We start from the raw sequence: 19,938 nt of genomic DNA, 5'->3' as shown, positions 1-19,938 counted from the left end.
AATGGAGCCATTCAACAGTCCGTCAACACCATGCTGCCGTGCCCCGATCCGGACTCTTGATGTCCGGTCCCCAGGTCATGGCAGGAAGGGGTCCATCATGAACAGGCGGTTGCGGCGGGCCCCTGACCCCGAATGGTTGCTGATGTACCGACTCGGACTGAGCCGGGAACGCATCGCTGCCCTCGTTCGCGCCGAGCCTTCCACGGTCGGTTACCACTTGGTCATCGGCCGGCGCCAGGACCCCGGGCTCAAGGCCGAACACCAGGCCGCCGCCGACGCCGCACCCGTTCCCTACCCTTCCCCCACGGATCTCGCCCGCATCGACGAGATCATCACCTGGGTCTCGGCAGGAGGCCGGCTCCCCGAGTACCGTTCCAGTGGCCGAAGCGAAAGGTCGATGGCTCGTTGGCTGTCCGGGCGCCGGCGCGAAGCGGAAGAGGGGACCCTGGACCCGGCCTACCGTGACGGTCTGGCCCTGGTGCCGGGGTCGCGGGAAAACCGCAGGGAAATCCGAGGGCGAAGCCCGCTGGCACCGCCGCCTCGACCAGCTCGCGGCCTACCGCAAGGAAGGCAATGACTGGCCCCGCCACAAGGACTGCGATTCAGAGCGTGAGCACATCCAAGGGGTGTGGATCCACACTCAGCGCTACACACGCCGTCGCGGCGAACTCGATCCGGTGAAGATCAAGCCTCTGGACGACGCAACGCCCGGTTGGCAGGCTGGGAGGACCCGGGGGCGCCGTTCACGCCGATAACAGGGCCCCGCCACCCGGGTGCCGCCGTCGTCGGTCAACTGTCAGAATCTACACGCTGAAGTGAGAAGTTGCGCTGCGAACCAGTATTCAAATGTCTTGTCATCCAGGGCGAGATTCTTTGATACGGCGAATTCGGCCGGCCTGACCTTCCACCCGACGCTGGCGGAGAGTGGCACGACTATGAATATTGTGGCTGAACTGATAGCGATCGCGCCGACGCAGAAATGCCGTAACGAGCGCCATCACATGGAAACGGCAAGGATCGATCCGAGTGAGGATCCTTCCAACCGCCGATGACGTGGATCTTCCCCCGATACCCTTCAGCCGGACTCTCAGGTCAACACAACTAGCCCCACAACTTTCGCCAAAGGGTGTGTTCCGCCGCGGGCCCAAAGACGACGGCAGAAGCCTGCCTTTTGGCTGAAATCCATATCAGAGGGGAACCGGACGGAAGCGCTGGAGGCAGCGGATCAGGGCGTCTTCATAGGACCAGCCACCTCGTACGGATCCAGGGAATCGCCCGTCTGGGCTACCTCAAAAATCCCAGGAACGATCTTGAAGATGATGCCGACTTGTTGGTTGTCTGGGAGACGGCGAACTTCCCAAATGTCCTTTTCCTGGGGACTTGCGTACCCGGGTTAGGAAAGGCTTCTGGACAAGGTGGAATCTGATGAAAGGCCCATGGACCTATAGTGTTGCGCGCCTGGTCAATCGACCAATTCGAACACGCCGGGACAACAACAACTCTGCTGAGATGTTGAGACGGCCCGGTTCCCCCGTTGCTGGCCGTCGGAACCTGAATCTGGGCACATGTGCTCTGAACCCCGGTTGGGCTTGCGTCTCGAGCCGTGGTGCCGGTTAGTAGAGCGGGCCGAGTTCTTCTCGTAGCCATTTCTCGTAGGAGTCGGCTTGTGCCTTTTCGATCTCTTCCTTGGTGATGTTCTCGATCGTGAGGTCTAAATGCAGGAGAGGGAACGTCCACTGCCGGGTAACGATCTTCCCGGCGGCCAAGCGGGCAGCCCTGAAATGGTCCAGGTCGGCAGGATCTACGGTCTGCTGATCGTCAGCGAAGAGCTTGTTCAGTATCGTCCCATTCAGATCCCTGCAGACTTCCCACCGCGTTGAAGCTTCGAACTTTCTGCCTTTCCAAGTGTCAGAAACGACTGTAGCCCCGGCTTTTGTCAGCATCCCGGAAGCTTTCATGGCAAGGACCAAGTCTGTAATCGGTTGGTGCGCGGTGAGATATTCCAGGTGTCCACCGGTCCAGGAGAACTTTCCTGGCTCCAACTCCTCATAGTCGACGTAGAGCGCAGTGTCGCGCTCCCGTTGGAGGTCATTGCGGAAGATCCAGTCGGCGCCTGTAGGCCCATCGAGGTAGTGGCTGGCCCTCATGCTCTCTACGTACCGGATGATTTCCCCGAAGTGATCTGGGTTTCCGGAGTGAACGCGGGCGTAGATGCTTCGGGCGAGATGGTCATAGAAATATCCACAAGCCGCGTTGAGCACGGCTTGTGGGTGCGGGATCCGAGCCATGTCCAGGAGAATGAGCACCTTGGCAGCTTCCTCGGTGCAAATGACATTCAACGCAGCCGCACCGCTGATTTCCTTGGATTGCTCCAACCTTTCAACAGACTCAGCCAAGGTAACGACGCGCTCTCCAAGGAGCGCCAGGCCTTCGCCTATGACGTTCAACCGGTCAGGGCCATTCATGTTCACGATTGCGCTGAGCCTGCGAGGCCTGACGTCGGACATTTGGGGTCGTTTTGCACACATGGCCACACTCTAATTCGGAAGGGGACGGTTTTGCTCTGGTCAGCAGTGGATCTGGCTCTTGCCCTCAATGCCAGACCAACAGGCTTCTTTCAAGTTCCGATGTGTTGCTCGTGGAAGCGCTGGTTTCGGCGTGCGCAGCGTCGTTCCGCTCCCCCACAACTGGGGACCATCCTCAGGGGTATCCACAGCTACTGCGGCTTTAACTGTCGCTACCCCACCATCGCCGAGATGCGCACTCGGTTAAGCGCCGCGGCCAGCAGATCCACGTCCGCCTCCGGGAACAAGCTCTCCGGCCCCGCGGGGGCAGCGTCACTGTAGGGAGATTCGTACAACGCACCGACGTCCACGACGCCGTTCTCTGTGAGTTGCTGGACGATCATGTCAACGAAATGCAGCTGGTTGGCGTTTAGGGTCTTGTCCCCCACGAACTCGGACAAGGAATCCAAGGCAGCCTGACGGTCCATACCCACCAGGGACCTGACAAACAGCCCCAACCCCTCGGCTTGTGTAGTGGCGGCTTCAAGTTCCTCGGGTGAGCCCGCTCCGCTCTCGATCAGCATGCGCTGAAGTTCAGCGAGGTCCGTCTCGGTCAGGGGCAAGCCTCGGCGTAGGCGATGGATTGCCATGTGATCCAGGAAGCCCTGCAGGTACATCCGAGCCTTCTCGCGGTACCGGGCCAGATCAACCGAACCGGTCACGGTCCCCTTCAGCTCACCTTCCACGATCTCACCGAGAGTGTCTTCGAAGTTCATGTAGACCACCCTGCGACGCTTCTTCTCGATCAGGTGCACCAGCCCCCGCAGCCGCACCCGGATCAGCTCAAGCCACTGCGGCGAGACCTGGCCCCACTCCTCGCCTTCCAGAATCGACTGGATCAGGACCATCTGGGCCGCAATGGCGGGGATGTTCGGCTGATCCTGGAGGGCGGACGCAATCTCGACAATCTTCTTGCGGTAAGGCTCCACGGCCGCCGCAGAGTTCAGCGAAGCCAGCTGCGCCTGGTACATCAGCAGGTCGAAGCGCTTGGCTTCCTCCGTGTCAGTGGCGGCAGCCAGCGTTGCCAAGGGGGCCAGCTTGGTCTGCAGGTTTGTCAGGTCCTGCGTGCCAAGGGCGGTCCACGAGTCGTTTTTGCCAAACTTCTCCACCCATTCCAGTTGCGGTCGCACGAGGAAGTTCGCGCGGGGCAACCCCTCTACCTGGCCGACAAGGCCGGATTGGAGTGCCGGCACGAAGTCGCCGTCGAGCCCGGCAGCGCGGGCTTCGACCAGCAGCTGTGCACGGACGGCGAAGCTGCGGTGCGCCAAGGACTGTCCCAAGGACCCTTCAGACCCCGGCAGCTCGGCGTTGAAGTACTCAACGTTCTGGCAGACGTCGAAGATGAAGAAGTCCTGCTTATCCTCGCCCGGCCCGTACAGCTCCGGCCGAAGCCTTGTCCCGCGGCCGACCATCTGCCAGAACTTTGATTTAGAGCGCACCACCTTGAAGAAGAGCAGGTTGACCACTTCGGGCACGTCAATCCCGGTGTCCAGCATGTCCACAGACACGGCAATGTGTGGACTGTCCTCGGTGCGGGCAAAGGCGTCGATCAGGGTGGAGACGTAGTTGACGCTATGCGTGATGATCTTCGCGAAGGTGCCCCCGTACTGCGGGTAGTTGATGTTGAACCGCTCCGCGATGAATTCCGCGTGCTTCTGGTTCTTGGCGAAAACGATCGTCTTCCCCAACCGGTCTCCCCCGGCGACTTTATGCCCCCGGACCATCAGCGCCTCGAGCGCCTTGTCCACAGTGTTGGCATTGAACAGCCAAGTGTTCACGATGGCCGGGTCCACGGCGTCGGGTATCTCTCCGTCCTCATCCCATTCAGCGGAGTCCCACTCCTCCTTTTCCTCCTCCGAGAGTTCTTCGTAGCGGATGCCTTCGACCGGGAACTTCAGCGGAATGGACACGGTCCGGGGCGGTACGAGGTAGCCGTCGGAGATGGCCTGCGTCAGCTCGTAAGCAAACGTCGGGACGTGGTCCTCGATGTCGAACAGGGAGTAGGTGTTGCGGTCCACATCGGACTGCGGGGTGGCGGTCAGACCCACCAGATACGCATCAAAATACTCAAAGATGGCGCGGTACTTCTGGTACACGGAGCGGTGGGCCTCATCGATGATGATCAGGTCGTAGTGGCCGATCCCGAACCGTTGCTTCAGGACCTTGCCGTCGTCCGTCCGTTCGTTGATCAGGTTCATCATCGTCGGATAGGTAGCGATGTGGATGCGACTGTCCGCCTCCACATCGCGGCCCAGCACCACCGGGGACGATCCGGAGAGATTGGTTTTGAAGGCGCGGGCGGCCTGGTCCACCAGTGCGACGCGGTCGGCCAGGAACAGTACGCGTTTGGTCCAGTTCGCCTGCATCAGCAAGCTGGAGAGCGCGACGACGGTCCGCGTCTTGCCCGAGCCGGTCGCCATAACGAGCAACGCCTTGCGTTCCTTGTCCGTTTCCAGGGCGTCCGTTACGGCCCGGATGGCCGCCTGCTGGTAGCTGCGGCCTGCAATCTCGGTATTGATGGCCGCCGTGGCCAGGGGTTTCCGGGTCGTTCGGCGGTCCACCATCAGCTGGAGCTGGTCCCGGGTGTGGAAGCCCTGGACAGGCCGGGGCGGATAGCCGGAGGCCTCGTCCCAGAGCCAGTGCTCGTAGCCGTTGCTGTAGTAAATAACCGGCCTCTGCCCCTTCTCCGCCTCCAACGCGTCGGCGTAGAGTTTGGCCTGCTGCTGGCCCTCGTAGGGTGACTTGGCTGCCCGCTTGGCTTCGACGACGGCGAGTGGCTTGCCGTCGAATCCCCACAGGACGTAATCCACGAACCCGGTTCCGTCGGTGGGCCCCGCGTGGGTGGGCATGTGGTGGACTTCGAACTCTCGATCCTCGGCGTTGTCCAGTGCCCATCCGGCTTCACCCAAGTACAGATCGATGTAGACCCGGGTTTCGGCTTCAGAGTAGTCGTGACCGTCCGGGAGCTTCTTGTTCACTTCCTTCGCCCGGGCGATCTCCGCACGCAACGCCGCGAGCTGGGACTGCAGCTGCTCGTTGTCCTGCCTCTGGGCGGTCAGCGCCGCATCCTTGGTAGCCAGTTCTTCGGCGAGTTTCGCAGTCTGGTCAGCAGTGCGGGGCTTCATCGAGACGGCCGGAACGCCTGCTCTTGGCTGCGGGCTGAGGAATTCACCATTAAAGGGGGCTGCGGGGTCCGGGCGGTTCGCGGGATCACGGGTGTAGCGAAGCGCCAGCCAGATGCAGACGTGGAAGAGTTCCCGGATGGTCTGCTCAGAATGCTGGACGGTGATGGAGGCGTTGGTGTGGATGGCGCTGTTCGCGACCTTGCGGATGATGTGGAACTTGCTCACGATCGTCTCGCCCGCGAGCCGCTTGAACGTTGGCTCCGACATCAGGCCGTTGAGATCGCTCTTGTAAGGCAAAGTCAGCGAGTCGTCAGCGTCATAAAGCCAGGCCAGCAGCGCTTCGACGGACCGACGCGCGTAGAGCAATGAAGAACGGGGGTCCTTCCGCGCATACAGCTCGGCAAGCCGCGCTTCCTTCGCAATACCCGGCCACTCCGCCTGCAGGACAGCAAAGTTGCTGTTTACATCCCCCAATGCCACTCCTCTGTTGATCCTCTCCCTGGAGCCTAAACGATGTTGCCCTGCACGCGGCCGGGCAACACGTGTCTCAGCCCAAACCCTCGAGCGGCCAAATCGGCACCTAGGAGTCAGTCGTGGCTGCGGCAACCTCGCTCATCAGAGTCCCCCATTAAAAGCGCTGTGCTGGAGAGACGCGAAAAGGGCGTTCAATTCGGCGAGCTGGGCTTTATAGTGAGCCCTGATCTCCGCGACGGCCGCAACACGCCGGGCGAATTCAGCCTGCGCCTCCAACCCGGGCACAAGAATCGGAATGTTGGAAAGGGCCCTTGCATCCAGTTTCTTAGTTCCGTGTGCAGCAGTATCGACGAGCGTCAGGACACGGTTTGCTTGTACTCGCAAACATGTTGCCAAAAAGTCCGCATCGATTGATTCGCTCGGTATCACAGCCTTCATATCCTGATTCACGGTGGATTCGACTCGGATGACGGAGACCGGGAACGTATGTGCCAAAATCATTCCTCGAACGACAAAGACCACCGTGTCTTTGGGGAGTCGTTTCAACGACGACCTAGCCGGTAAGTCGTCGTCTATGTGATCCGCAGAATCAAATAAATCATCCCGCTTAATGTCTTTGGGGCTGAACCAAGGCAGGTTCCCAGCCCAGTTTTCAGGATCAGCTTTAGAGGGGGTTCCCCCACTGTAAAGATGGCCGATCGCTGGCAGAGGCTTACACGGAAGCCCTCGTGGATTGCTGACCGGATCGCCAAACATCTCAAGGAAGATAGCAGACGCCAGGTCGTCGAGACGGGAGAGGCCCTGGCGGCGCACTGTGCGTATCTCGTCGACCCTGTCCAGGATAGCCGCGATGCGCCGTTGCTCGTCAATGGACGGTAGCGGAATTAGAACTTCTTTCAGGCGTCCCAGATATATACCAGCCTGGGTAGAGGTATTAGTAGCTTTCCTGAGTTGATCCTTCACGCAAAGTGAACTAAAAGCCCAATACAAGTATCGGCTATCCGTGCGGCCGGCCTTCGGTCGCAAGAAAGCCACACTTCGTTGAAAAACTGCAGGTACCACGCCCGTCACTACGGCAGCGCGCCCAATCGAACCCACAATGGTTAGAGCGACATCGCCATTTCTCAGGTCGAGTCTCTTGCGAAAAGCGTCAAGTTCAGCCAGGGACGTGAACCTGGTTGATGAAAAGCTAAGGGTTCCACCGTTCACATTTTGAGCACTCAGAACGGGAACGCCGCCATCTGTGCGCTCCGGTGATCCGTGCGTTCCATCCAAAATGAAATCCGTTGCGTCGCTAAGCGCTACAAGCGGCGGCGGTTCAACTGCTTCTTTCAGGATTTCAACCAGTGTTGGCGTGGTCACTTGAGGAGACCCTTTAGCGCTGACAGCCCGCGGGCAATTTCAATCTCAAGAACGTCAAGATCGGCCAGGATGTCGGTCGGGGTCTTGAATTCGACCTCTTCGTGCTCGACTTCTTTGTACCTATTGAGGGAAAGATCGTAACCGTTTTCGGCGATCTCAGCTTTGGGCACGAGAAAGGATCGGTCGGTGCGTGCCCGGTCGCCCTCCGTCGTTGTCCGCAGCTGCCATCGGGACAAAACGTCGTCGAGGTCTGAGACCGCGAGAGGGGTGCGTTTGTCGTCGAGGCTGAACCCGTCCGAGCTCACGTCGTAGAACCAAACGTTATCGGTGCCGCCGGAATTCGTCTTAGTGAAGAACAGGATCGCGGTGGAAACCCCGGCATAGGGCTTAAAGACGCCGGAGGGGAGTTTGACCACGCCGTCGAGCTTGTGATCCTCGACGAGAATTTTCCGAAGTGCCTTGTGAGCCGTGGACGAGCCGAACATCACGCCGTCGGGCACGATCACCGCCGCACGTCCGCCGGGCTTAAGCAGCCTTATGAACAGAGCAAGGAAGAGCAACTCGGTCTTTTTGGTCTTGACCAGGGACAGCAGGTCCTTGGCCACGTTCTCGTAGTCCAAGCTGCCGGCGAATGGCGGGTTGGCGAGGATGACGTCGTATTGTTCCTCCTCCGTCCCGTGCAGGTCGGCCAGGGAGTCCCGGTAGGTGATGTCCGGGTTTTCCACTCCGTGGAGGAGCATGTTCATGGACCCGATGCGGAGCATGGTGCTGTCGAAGTCGTAGCCGTGGAACTGGCTGTGGTGAAAGAACCGGCTCTGTTCGGCGTTGGTGAGCAGGTTTGGGTTGTTCTGCCGGAGGTATTCGCCGGCCTGGACGAGGAACCCGGCGGTGCCGGCGGCGGGGTCGCAGATGGCCTCGACCGGCTGGGGTGCTGTCATTTTCACCATGAGATCGATGATGTGGCGGGGCGTCCGGAACTGTCCGTTCGTTCCAGCCGAGGCGATCTTGCCGAGCATGTATTCGTAAAGGTCACCCTTGGTATCGCGCTCGTCCATAGGGATCTCATCGATGATGTCGACAACTTTTTCCAGCAGACCGGCGTTGGGGATGGTGAATCGGGCGTCCTTCATGTGCTGGGCGTAGGAGGACTCATCTCCGTTGGCCAGCTGGACCAGCCCGGTGCGCAGGAACGGAAAGATGTGCTCGGCGAAGACAATGTACATCTCGTCGCGGGAGAAGTTCTTGAACTTGCTCCAGCGGAAGTCCTGGTACGAGCGCCCCTTTTCGTCCATGCCCGCGGGGAAGACCGGGTTCTCGACCGGTCTTCCTGTGCGGTTGGCCTTGTTCTCCGCCCGCGTCTGGTTCTCATCCAACCGCTTCAGGAAGAGCAGATACGTGATCTGTTCGATCACTTCCAACGGATTGGAGATGCCGCCGGTCCAGAACGCGTTCCAGACCTTATCTACCTGAGATTTGATTTCGCCTGTTATCACTGGTTCATCTTATGGGAGGGTCTGCGAGGGCCTCGACCGCAGTCGGCGCCATCCGGAACCTTCCGGTCAACGAATGGTGCGTCCTGTCGGTTCAGCGCCGTACTCCGTATTCCGAGGACCAGGGCCACCGGCCATCAGACTTCCGGGACGCCCACCCGGCAAAGTCGCCGCTGGAGATTTTCTCCGCGGTCCGCCGGCATGCCTCTTCAATGTAGGCATCCAGATCCGATAACCCGATACGCCAAACCCCGGCCACCGACCTGGATGCAGCGCAGTCCCCGGCCGGCCATGGGCACAATGTTGTTTCCACGTCGCTTCATCCATCGCCAAAGAACTCCCGCTGATGCTGGTCGCTGCTGACCTCGCCGGACGCGGCACCGGGAACGAGCAGCAGGCCTCGACCTCCTCCTGGGAGCTTGGCGGCTCTACCGCCGCTAATTCCTGCGCTGGACGTGGAGAGTCTTCATATTCTCCCCGCGCCTCGGATGACCCGTTGCTTGGGCGTTCGCAGCGTAAAACATCAAGCGGGCATGCCGCTTCTCCGATCACGACATGAGGAGGACTTCCTGTCACCCCTATGGTGCTCGGGATATGTGGTGACTTCCTATTTCACGCCGGGATCGGTGGACAGTCTGCTCCTCGTACTACTATTTGACCCGCCCCCGGCGGTGAGGCTCAGTAGAAGGGGTGCTGGAAGGGTCGGAGAAGAAATCCGTTACATCCACCCCGAGGACGTCAGCGATGTCCCAGATTCGTTCGTAGGCGATGCTCTTCTTTCCCCGCTCGATGCCGATAATCATGACCCGGCTCAGCCCCGCTTCGAGTCCAAATGCCTCCTGGGTGAGTTCTTGCCCTATACGAAGCTCGCGGATCCTCGATCCGACCTGCTCGCGACGCTTTTTCCAACGCGGCGGAGTTTGTGAAATTCGAGTAAGCACACCCAATGCTCCGATTCAACCCCGCAATTCCCACGTCGGGACTCAGCAATGCTGAGACCGGACACATTCCTCGGCCCTCAAAAACAGCAAAGTTGTTCCCGTGCCCGGTCCCATCACCCATCCAGACGAGTTGCCTGTGCTAGTAGCTCATCTCATTCCCCGCCGCTGCCCCGAAAGGGGGCACCACAACCGGGCTCTTCGTCGCAATGTTGTACACCGGAGAGGCGGCCTCCGCGTCAGCCGAGACCTCAGGGCCAACCTGAATGCCAGCCTCCGGCCCAGAAACCGCCGTGTGTGCCGAGCGCTGGTAGGCGGCGGTACCGAAGCGCAGATCCGGTCCGATCGTGTCGGCAACGATCCGGCGGGCCTCTCGCTTTTCGCCGTCTTTCTCGTATGAACGGAATTCAAGCTCGCCGGCAACGGTAACGGGGTCGCCCTTCTTCAACGAGTTTGCTGCGTTCTCTGCGAGCGCACGGAATGCCGAGACGTTGTGGAAGACAGGTTCACCGTCCTGCCAGGTTCCGTCAGCTCCCTGGATTCGCTGGTTGACGGCGACGCGCAGCTTGGCATGGGCCACTCCGGACTCGCCGTAGGTGAGCTCAGGGTTAGCGACGAGGTTGCCGGCGATGCTGATCGGGATTCTTGTGCTCATTGTTCTTGCCCTTTCCGGTGCCAACGGGACTCTCCCGCCGGACAGATAATTGGAGTCAAACTCCAGGACCTGCGATTGTGGGCCCATCGACAGACGGCGCGGGCAGCGCCACGCCCACGTAGGATCGATTGAGCAGTGGATCGGCTTCGATGGCGAGAACCTTCCCACCGAACCCAGGTGGATGAGTGACTTCGAGGATCCCCTTCGATGCGGCTGTGACTCGTCCGAGCACCGACTTCGCAATATCCACGCGGGAGATAGGAAGTTTGCGGGCCCCGTTCTCGGTCTCGATGACGGCGTCTGCCCATCCGGCAAGGTAGGAAGCCGATTGTGGTCCGCGGTCGATCCCATGAGCCCGTAGAACCGTGTAGGCGACAGATTCGGCCTCGACTTCGGCTAGCCCGCGGTGATCTGCACTGCTGCCGTAAAGCTGCCCGACGGCGTCGTCCGGGCCGTGCAGCAGTACGTGCCCGAGCTCGTGGGCGAGTACCGCGGTGCGCTCCTCAGCGCTCAGCCACGCGCCCACTTGGACGCGGTTCTTGGCGAAATCCGTATAACCGCTGGTGAGACCGTACTGGGCCGAGTCGACGTGGACTTCGAAGCCATGCCGGTGAGCGACCTCTGCCAACGATCCGAAGAGCTCTGAGGCGTCGATGCCGGACCCGGTTCCGTCCCGCGGCACCAGCAGCGGAGTCCCTTGGGTTTGCGAGACATCAAAGACTGCCTGTCCTCGCCAACCAGTGATGACCGTTTTCTTTCCGTCGTCGACGGCGCCACGGGGAACCTTCTCTCCGACGCGTATCCGCTGCCGAGTCCCATCGGGCAGTGTGAACTCCTGCATACGTGCAGTGCGCGGCGCAATCACCCAAAGGGCATGCTCCCCTTTCAGAACTGTGCGGCCGTGGCGTTCCCATTCCCTGTATCCCGCCACGAGAGTGGGTTCGTCGGTACCGCGCTGTGCCATCTGCATCATGAGGAGGGCCACGTTCCCGCCGGAGTATCGCCACAGTGTGGCCGAAGCGTCCAGCAGTACCTGCCAGTGGGAAGGGGATTCAACGGCTTGTTCCAGGATCGTGTGGAGGCCATCGGTCAGGACAGTGATGCGTTCCTCAGGTGTCATTCGCGCCTTGCCCAGCTCGCCAAACGCGGGCGCAGCATCCTGCGTCCCGGAAGGCGATACGCCCTCACCTCTTGGAGCCACGACAGCCACCTCCATGCCTCTTGGAATCCGCAAACGCGGATGTCTGTTCATGTCCCGTGGCGCCCGGACGGCATGACTTCAGAACTCGGACCCGAGTTGGTGGTGAGCTGTCTGCCACCCGATGAAATCCGGACCATCAACTGTGAGGACTCTTGGGGCGGGTTCTTTGTGCGTCTGCAGGCCGACGCAGCCGGCCGTCCGGGTGTGGGTTCTGAGGCGTTCGACGGCGTGTGGGAGCCGCTCGTGAAAGGCCAGGGGTCCGAAGCCAGCATCGTCCGTGGCGTACGACGCCTGCTCTGCCCGCTGCAGGGCGTAGAGCTCCGCAACGATCTCGGGGTGCTTCCACCAGCAATCGGGCACCACGGACGTCGTCAGCTGATAGGTCGCAACCAGCCATCTCACCCAGTCTGCGAGCGCAGCCCAGACGCTTTCGGCCTGCTGAGGGCTCATGTCCCGCCATCGATAGGTCGTGCCCTGCGAACCGCTTGGAGCGCGGAAGGCCGAGCGGAACAGCTCGGCTGTCAGTTCGTCGTCGTCCGCTCCCGCTGAGGGAATGTCAAAGTGTTCGACGTCGTCATAGTTCCCCATCGCTGGTTCCTTCGGCTATTTGCTGTCTCAGCTTGTGCCCTTCGGTGAGCGCGCGTTCGGTCTCTGCCTTGGAGCGTCCAAGTTCGGCTGCGTCCTTGCGTTTGTGCCATTCGCGCAGGTCCAAAAGGATTGGTCTGGTGCGTCGGCCTAGCATGAGGGCCGTGCCGGCCGGCAGGCGGCGGATCTCATCGAGTGCGATGACCGGGCTCTCGCGGATCTGCTCTCCGTCCTGACGGCCTTGCGACGACCACGAGCGGGTGTTCAGGGTCAAGCTCCGCTCCCCTAGTAGTCCCGCGAGCGAGCGGAGGTCACGTTCGTCGGAGCCCCCGCCGAAAATCACCTTGATGATGGCCGAATCCCAAATAGTGGCGGCCTCGTCGATGGACCACCCTGTTCGGGCCTGGGAGAGCGACTGCAGCACGACGAGTGTTGAGATGCCGATTCCACCACCGTCCGACAAGGCAATCGGCAAACCCGGCCAGGGGGCAAGGTTGGCGATTTCGTCCAGGATCAAGGACAAGGGCGGATCAAGCCGACCGCCCGGCGAGACGAATGCCATTTCCCGGGCGGCATAGTCGATGTCGTCTATCAGCGCAGACAGATACGGGCCTGCCGCGGCGGCACCTGCTCGTGTGCCGATCAGATAGAGCGTTCCGCGATCACGGATGAAGCTCTTCGGATCAAATTCCTCCGACTCGTCCTGAGGGTCCAGCGCAGCCAACACCTTGGGCGAGGACAATGGAGCCACGGCCGCCGAGACACCAATCCAGGAATTAGACGTGTTCCTCGGATCGTCTTCGAGGATTCCCATCAGGTCGGCCTGCCACCCCAGTGCAGCCCCCGGACGGCTGAGAACCTCCAGTGCCTCACGGGCAAGCACCGGACTCGAGGACCAACGGCGGAAGGCGCGCACGCCCTCTCCGGACAATGCCGCCGCGTGGAGCAGGCACTGCAGGACGATCAGTGAGCGCTTCTGCCACGCTGCGTTTTCACCTTTCATCTCCGTATCGGCGGTGATCACCAGGGCCCGGCGTGTGGCCATGTCCGGGTCCTGGCAGCCCCGGACCGGTGACCAGCGCAGAGTGGATGGTAGCCCGGACATTCCCTGCGGATCGAACACGGTCACAGGCCTGTCACCCGTGGAGCGGGCTTTCATCGTGACAACGAGATTGTCGGCCCGGGTGGACGTCGTCACCACGGCGCCGGGGGCGTCCAGAATGGCATTGATCACCACGTAGAGTCCCTTACCCGAACGAGGTGCCCCCTGGATCACCATCGATTCTTCTGTTGAGACGTGAATCGTGATGCCGCGGGAGCGGCCAAGTGTCCATGAAAGGTCCTGAATACTCGGGTTGATCAGCGCGGGACGGGTGAACTTCCCGCGCCGCCGAACGGCCCTGGCCCCGAAGTCATGCAGAATCTCGGAGCGGCGCGCGATGCCATCCCGGTTCAAGATCTCTTGCCGCAGCCAAGCACCGGATTGCTTCCATCTTCGCCAAGCCCAGATCCCACTCACCGCGAGCGCGGCGACCGCGACCATTACCGGGGCGACCAACCACCAGACATCGCTGGCGCCGACGTCGCAGTCGGGAGTTCGGCGCACGATCCAATCGATCCGGCCAGTGAGGAGTCCGACGGCGGCCGCCGGGTTTGGGGGCGACTGCGGCGCGGTGCCGCACCGCCAAGTGACGACGAGGCGGGCTGCTCCCTGGACCATGAAGGAAAGGCTCACGAAGCCGGAGAGTGTGACGAGTCCGGCGTTGATGAGGGGGCTGGTGTTTCCTGCGCGCGGGTGCGTGAACATCAGATCATCCGGTCGTCGGTGCCGAAGACTTCGAGCTCATCGGTGGTGACCCTGTTGGCAACGATGAAGGAGCGGTTTCCGACTTTCCAGAGCCCTACACCCTTGGGAAGGTTTTCCACGTGTTCGCATTCGGCTTCGGTCAGGCCGAGGGCTTCCTTGGTCAGGCGCATGGCGTCGTGCTTTTGCCGGTAAATGATCCGAGTGTCGGCCTCGGTGAGGAGCCCGAGGGCCTTTTGACGATGTCCGCTGGTGCTATCGCCGATCTCGTTGAGGTCAGCAACCTTGTGCATGATGAGCAGGTTCGCGATCCCGTAGGTGCGGGCCAGTCGCCACTGCTCGCTCATTTTGGCCAGCATGTAGGGATCGGCAAGCATCCGCCAACCCTCGTCGTACACCACCAGCCGCTTACCGCCGTCGGGATTGGTGACTGCTGCCTCAAGCCAGGTCGCCCCACACGCTGCGGCGAGGGACAAAGCCTGCTCAGAAGCGCCGATCAAGGCGGAGGTATCCATCACCATCATGGGTGCATCGGCGTCGAAGGCCACGGTGGAAGGAGCATCAAACATGCCCTCCAAGTCGCCTGACACTGTGCGTCGCAGCGAGTGGCTGACAGCCGATCCGCCGTCCCTGCCCACGAGCCCGATCGTTTCCCTCGACGGATTCAGCAGATGATCCAGCACCATGGGCAGCGTCGGGTTCGAGTTCTGCGCCACAGTCTCCACCAGCGCCATATCCAGCGCCGTATGCTCCACAGGCCGGAGCGGCATCCCCTGCCGCATGAGGGACACCAACGCCACCAGTAGGTAGCGACGGCGTTGACGGACGACGGCTTGCCATTGTGCGTCGGTCAGGGCGCTGGAACGCGGACCCGCGTCGAGTGGGTTCACGCGGGCTGAGCGGCCGGGGCCGACAGAAATGACTTTGCCGCCAACAGCTTTGGCCACGGCAACCCATTCGCCCTTGGGATCAGACGCTACAGCCGCCTTCCGCCCCAGTGTGATCGACCGTGCCACTAACGATTTACCGCACATGGACTTGCCAGTGCCCACGGTGCCGATGACAACGATCGACGGGCCACTGATGACACCCTTGTCATAGAGAATCCACGGATCGTAGGAAAATGCTCCAGACCCGAAGACGTCCGTTCCGATGTACGTCCCCTCATGGCCCAGCCCCGATTCAGTGATGAACGGATAGGCCGCAGCAAACGTCAGCGTGGAAGCGCGGTGGGGTACTGGACGCAGCCGATGCGGGCCACGCAAAGAGTTCGGTTCCCGGCTCCCCCAGTCCCCACTGCGTTCGTTACCGTCCAGCCTGTCGTCGACGCTCTCTCCGAAGCTCCGCAGGGCCGACGACCACGGTCCGCTCTCCCCCGCTATTTCGTGCCTGCGTCGTTCCTTCCTTTGCCGCCGATTCCCACCCGACGGCAGGTATTGAACATTTTGGATGGTCCGCTTCATCGCAGCCCCCTCCCGAACGGAAGAGCACCGGCCACGAAGGCCGCCCATTGCTGCCCGGCCAGCAACCGCAATTCAACGAAGGCCCCTGCAGCCGCCGATTCAAGTTCCTGCCTGTGTCTCGCCAGATCCTCGAGCGTGGCTGCCGTGATCGTGACGTACGCCGCGGGCCGCACATCACCGTGGCCAGCGACGATCTCTTCCTCCCGCTGGGCCACCTCCTCTTCTTCTGCCTTTTGCTCACGCGTGAGGGGCCTGTCGAACCTTGTGTTTATTCGACGCCGGGTTTCATGGGCTTCCTGGGCAGAACGGATATCCCGCAGCGCCTCAGTTGTGGGCACTGCCCGGATCACTTCAGTCACCGTATGGCGGAAATCTCCCACGTAGATCAGCGGATGCAGAAAGCCCGGAAAGACCTTCTGCCGCGGCCACTCAGCGATCCAGAACGTTTGATGAAAACCGGAGTCCGTGCGCACATAAGTCCAGTGCTCCTCGACGGCCATCGGGCCTGAAGACAGTTTCGACTCAGAATCGCTTTCGGAGTCAGGGTGCGCGCCAACTTTCGCCGACGTCCGAGCGGGAACGGCGACGGCGGCCGGGTCGAAGGCGCCGCGTAGAACGTCAAGGATTCCGTCCTCGGGGAGCCAACCCTCGACCTTGACGCTGTGTGTTCCCAGTGCGGTGGTCATGGCCTCCACCTCCAAACGGAGCACACGTTCGACGCCGACCAATCCCCCTCCAGACTCCTTGATCCGGCGCCGGGCCTTGGCCGTGTCCACGACAAGAGTCAGAAGCAGATCGTGGCTCATGGCCGACCCAGCTGCAGAAATCAGATCCTCATACGAACACTCGCCCCAGGTCAGTTCTCCTGTGTCTCCAATCCGATGCGGCACGGCGTGTTCGTAGAAGTCACGCAGCGCCTTGGACGGATACGGAACCGTGTAGTCCTGGACGGCAATCCTCGCGACATTGCTGCGCTGCGCCATACCTGCCTGAACACGGGACCAGGCCTGCACTGCCCAGGCCTTATCTTCGGTGTCCAAGAGCGCAAAAGAGCGCGTGCTGCACCGCAGTACTGCGAGGGCCTCCTTGCCCGGGGCGTCAATGATGAAGGACTCGCCCCGCGAGGTTCGACGCAACTCGAGGTTTCCCAATCCGCCGGGCAATGATAAACGCCCGACCAGGACCGCCCGTTCAGGCCTCACGAAGAAGCGCGTCTGCTTGGCGACCGATCGATAGAAAAACAAGACGGCGTGGCTGGCCCATACCGGGTAAGGAATCCGAGAGTACTGCAGCAAACCAAGCAGCATCAGCGCGAGCCACATCGGTCCCGATGCAAATAGTCCGGCCGGTCCGTTCGCCGCTGAAGCCACACTTGCCACGAGAACGCCGCCCGCTAGCAAGAGCAACTGGTACCACTTCAAGCCCATGAACAAGCCGCGACGCTCGTAGCGAGGAAACTTGACGGCCTCGAGAGTGCGTGAATTTTCAGACACGGGAATCACCGCCTTTCGGGGGCTGGACAATCGTTTGCGAGCGGACCGATGGCGGCACCGGCGGTGCTATCGATGCAGAGGCATTAGGAACAGACGAAGGACGCGACGCCGAAGGCTGCGGTTGATCCTCAATGATGCCCAGAGTTGATCCATGGGCCTGCGTCGCTGGCGACGCACTGGCGCCCCGTGCCAGAGGCGACGCCGGACCGGGAACTGACCCGCCGACGTCGAGCATTAAGGTAGAGCCGCTTCCGACAAAAGGTCGCGACGCCGTCGTGCCAGTCGGCGTTCCCGGAAGTGGCACCTTGTGCGGCAACGTGGTCGTCGGACATTGCGGGCGACTCGAGGGGATCGGGCGAGTTATCGACGAACGGGCAGCCATGCCAGCGAGCGTGAATCGGCCACCCGTTTGTCGGCTGATCTGCCTTGCAGTGAAACTGGAGCTGCGAGAAAGGATGTGACCGCCACCGGCAGTTTGGGCAGCCGCCGCCAGCTCCCCGCCAGCGAAACTTACAAGCCGTAGAGCCATCAGAGGGGCGCCGCACGCCAGCGTCATTCCCACGACGCCGGCAGCCAGTCCAGCGAAAGACTTCGACTCGGCGAAGAGCTTGATGGCGACCGCCAGAACGGTCGCGGCCAGAGGCTTGGCGAGGAGCAGTGCGACGACGATCTCGCACCACCGTCGTGCCCAGGATTTCGTCTTCTCCCACGGCATGAGCATGAGAGCGACCGGAGCGACGGCGGCAAGCACGATGAGCGCGAAAGACCGGAAGATCATCGAGCACATGAGGATGAAGGCCAATATCCAGACAACGATGACGGCCATGGCCGTGACGATCACTGCCCCGGCTGCGCCACTGCTCGACCCTGGAGCCAACGACACAACGTTCCAATCCCGGCCCGATCCGACTGGCGCCCGCTCGAAACCGAAGAGCCGCATGAACACCACGTAGGGATCCGTCCCCATGGAGTCGAGGATGGCTTGCGACGCGAAGTCGCCGATGTGGGTGAGCTGGCGAACCAAGTAAACGGCACCGGCCACCATTGGAACCGCAGCCCCACCACCAACCAGCGCCCTCACCAAACGGCGGGGCTGTTGGCTGATCAGGCCCGATAGAAGCTGAAGGATCATGGCCACGACGAGCGGGGTCATCATGACGACTACCCACCAATTCGTCAGCCCCTGCACTGCAATCCACTGCGAATCATCAACATTCGAGACACTGAAGGCTCCCGTGATGAACGACCAGATCCATGAAGCGATGTTCTGGAGAATATTCGCAAAAAGGGCCGTAACAGCTCCGAGGAAACCATCATTCGCTTGAGAGACGAGGCCACACCCGGGCGGCCACCATCCGTTCAGGTCACACTGAACCGGCATGACGGATCGACCCTAGAATCCGAGCGGGAACGCCGACTGTGACCAAAGAATGTAGCCGTTGATTCCGCCGAGGATCGCAGCCACCGGGCCAGTCCACAGCAAGATCATGCCACCGCCGGAGGCCAGCCGAGACGACTGGCTCAATTTGCCTGCCAGGAGCATTGCCGCCCCAACGATTGCCACGATTGCGATGACAATGAAGGCCCCGACCAGTATGCCGCCGCCGATCTCCTTCAGCGAGGCAAGAAAGGGAAAGTTAGGATTCGGGGTGATCCCGGGATCCACCGCTACCAGCAACATCGAGTTCTCCGTCCGTCGACTTCCAGAGGAATGAGCTGTGTGGGCTCACGACTTCATGGAGGGGAGGTGGTGGAGCGACATGACACGGCAATCAAGCTATCGACGAGTTGGTCGTCTCGTTTCGCCCAATGACGGGTCTACACGAGCCGATGCTGACGTTTGAGCCGAAATAGATCGCGGCATGGCCTAACATTGGCTGGTGACAATCGAAAAGCGCTCAACTCCTCCATGGCTGAACAGGGCGTGGCTGTTTCTGATTCGTCACTGGCGCACCATCGTGGGATGGGACTGCTGAAGGTTTAGTTGACAGCTTGACCTGCCCCAGGGATTGGTTACCCGAAATGGTTTGAGTTTTGGGCTCTCGCTGAGAGGCTTTCAGACATGCCAAGACCCTATCCACCGGAATTCCGCGCACGGGCGGTCGCCCTGGTCCGGGCCGGCAAACCCATCAGCCGCGTGGCCGCCGAACTGGGCATCAGCGAGGGCGGCCTTCATAACTGGGTCCGTCAGGACCGGATCGACCGTGGCGAACGCCCAGGACTGACGACGCCGGAGAGCACCGAGCTGGCCAAAGCGCGGAAGCGGATCCGGCAGCTGGAAACGGAAGTGGAAATCCTCAAGCGTGCAGCGAAGCTGCTCGGTGAGGACCGGCCGGACCCAAAAGGATCCACCCGGTGATCGGCGAGCTTGCCGGTGCCGGGTTCCCCGCGAAGGTCTGTTGCCGGCTGCTGGGCGTGAGCAGTCCCGGCTACTACAAGTACCGGAACCGGCCGATGTCACCGACCCGGATGCGCCGGCAATGGCTGACCGGGCTCATCAGGGAGGTCCACACCGCCAGTCGCGGCACCTACGGGTCCCGCCGGATCCATGCCGAACTGACACGGGGCATGGACGTGCGCGTCAGCGAGCATCTGGTCGCGGAGCTGATGAGCCTGGCCGGAATTGCCGGCCTACCCGGGCCGGCCAAGGTCAAACGCCTGCGGGGCATCGCCACCAGCGATGACCTCGTGCACCGTAAATTCCATCGCCTGTCGCCGAACGAGCTCTGGGTCACGGACATCACCGAGCATACGACAACTTGGATTCCAGCAGTCGTCGCAACA

Annotated in this window: 14 protein-coding genes and 1 pseudogene; 2 read left to right on the top strand and 13 right to left on the bottom strand. The window is 61.4% G+C overall.

Features of this window, described 5'->3' with window-relative positions; all coding sequences use genetic code 11:
• Nucleotides 1-97 precede the first annotated feature (97 nt).
• Entirely contained in the window at nt 98-577 is a 480-nt protein-coding gene (locus ABD742_RS04360) for a hypothetical protein (RefSeq protein ID WP_234754808.1), read from the top strand.
• A gap of 1,036 nt (nt 578-1,613) precedes the next feature.
• Here ABD742_RS04360 and ABD742_RS04355 read toward each other — a convergent pair.
• The 13 genes from ABD742_RS04355 to ABD742_RS04295 all read right to left on the bottom strand — a co-directional run bounded on the left by ABD742_RS04355 (nt 1,614) and on the right by ABD742_RS04295 (nt 18,835).
• The gene (locus ABD742_RS04355; RefSeq protein WP_234754810.1) at nt 1,614-2,528 is read right to left on the bottom strand and encodes a hypothetical protein; all 915 of its coding nucleotides are present in this window, start codon (nt 2,526-2,528) and stop codon (nt 1,614-1,616) included.
• Nucleotides 2,529-2,737: 209 nt separating this feature from the next.
• Nucleotides 2,738-6,163: a DEAD/DEAH box helicase family protein gene (locus ABD742_RS04350; RefSeq protein ID WP_234754812.1), complete on the bottom strand. Its 3,426-nt coding sequence runs from the start codon at nt 6,161-6,163 to the stop codon at nt 2,738-2,740.
• 141 nt (nt 6,164-6,304) lie between these two features.
• On the bottom strand, nt 6,305-7,525 hold the full coding sequence (locus ABD742_RS04345; RefSeq protein ID WP_234754814.1) for a restriction endonuclease subunit S: 1,221 nt from the start codon (nt 7,523-7,525) through the stop codon (nt 6,305-6,307).
• Nucleotides 7,522-9,018, bottom strand: a complete 1,497-nt coding sequence (locus tag ABD742_RS04340; RefSeq protein WP_234754816.1) for a type I restriction-modification system subunit M — start codon at nt 9,016-9,018, stop codon at nt 7,522-7,524. The genes ABD742_RS04345 and ABD742_RS04340 overlap by 4 nt, the downstream gene beginning before the upstream one ends.
• Nucleotides 9,019-9,665: 647 nt before the next feature.
• Nucleotides 9,666-9,956, bottom strand: coding sequence for a helix-turn-helix domain-containing protein (locus ABD742_RS04335; protein ID WP_234754818.1), 291 nt, complete (start codon nt 9,954-9,956; stop codon nt 9,666-9,668).
• Nucleotides 9,957-10,095: 139 nt separating this feature from the next.
• On the bottom strand, nt 10,096-10,608 hold the full coding sequence (locus ABD742_RS04330) for a single-stranded DNA-binding protein (protein ID WP_234754820.1): 513 nt from the start codon (nt 10,606-10,608) through the stop codon (nt 10,096-10,098).
• A 55-nt stretch (nt 10,609-10,663) separates the two neighbouring features.
• Entirely contained in the window at nt 10,664-11,728 is a 1,065-nt protein-coding gene (locus tag ABD742_RS04325) for an ArdC-like ssDNA-binding domain-containing protein (RefSeq protein WP_234754822.1), read from the bottom strand.
• Nucleotides 11,729-11,887: 159 nt separating this feature from the next.
• Nucleotides 11,888-12,397 carry a hypothetical protein gene (locus ABD742_RS04320; RefSeq protein ID WP_234754823.1) on the bottom strand — a complete coding sequence of 170 codons (510 nt, stop codon included), beginning with the start codon at nt 12,395-12,397 and terminating at the stop codon, nt 11,888-11,890.
• Nucleotides 12,384-14,201: a type IV secretory system conjugative DNA transfer family protein gene (locus ABD742_RS04315; protein WP_234754824.1), complete on the bottom strand. Its 1,818-nt coding sequence runs from the start codon at nt 14,199-14,201 to the stop codon at nt 12,384-12,386. Before ABD742_RS04315 ends, ABD742_RS04320 begins: the two co-directional genes overlap by 14 nt.
• Nucleotides 14,201-15,661: an ATP-binding protein gene (locus ABD742_RS04310; protein ID WP_234754825.1), complete on the bottom strand. Its 1,461-nt coding sequence runs from the start codon at nt 15,659-15,661 to the stop codon at nt 14,201-14,203. The genes ABD742_RS04315 and ABD742_RS04310 overlap by 1 nt, the downstream gene beginning before the upstream one ends.
• Complete coding sequence (locus ABD742_RS04305) at nt 15,658-17,154, bottom strand: SCO6880 family protein (RefSeq protein ID WP_234754826.1); 1,497 nt, start codon at nt 17,152-17,154, stop codon at nt 15,658-15,660. Before ABD742_RS04305 ends, ABD742_RS04310 begins: the two co-directional genes overlap by 4 nt.
• A complete protein-coding gene (locus ABD742_RS04300; RefSeq protein ID WP_344787261.1) occupies nt 17,147-18,535 on the bottom strand; it encodes a type IV secretion system protein in 1,389 nt (462 codons plus the stop codon). The genes ABD742_RS04305 and ABD742_RS04300 overlap by 8 nt, the downstream gene beginning before the upstream one ends.
• 12 nt (nt 18,536-18,547) lie before the next feature.
• Nucleotides 18,548-18,835: a hypothetical protein gene (locus tag ABD742_RS04295; RefSeq protein ID WP_234754828.1), complete on the bottom strand. Its 288-nt coding sequence runs from the start codon at nt 18,833-18,835 to the stop codon at nt 18,548-18,550.
• Between the two features lie 381 nt (nt 18,836-19,216).
• On the opposite strand from ABD742_RS04295, the pseudogene ABD742_RS04290 reads away from it, so the two are divergent.
• Nucleotides 19,217-19,911: pseudogene (locus ABD742_RS04290) on the top strand (transposase); the annotation flags it as partial.
• Between the last annotated feature and the right edge of the window lie 27 nt (nt 19,912-19,938).

Origin of the sequence: Arthrobacter ramosus, assembly GCF_039535095.1 — a bacterium.
In the GTDB taxonomy this organism is placed as follows: Bacteria; Actinomycetota; Actinomycetes; order Actinomycetales; family Micrococcaceae; genus Arthrobacter; species Arthrobacter ramosus.
The sequence above is the reverse complement of the archived record's forward strand: the minus strand, read 5'-3'. Positions and strand labels throughout refer to the sequence as shown.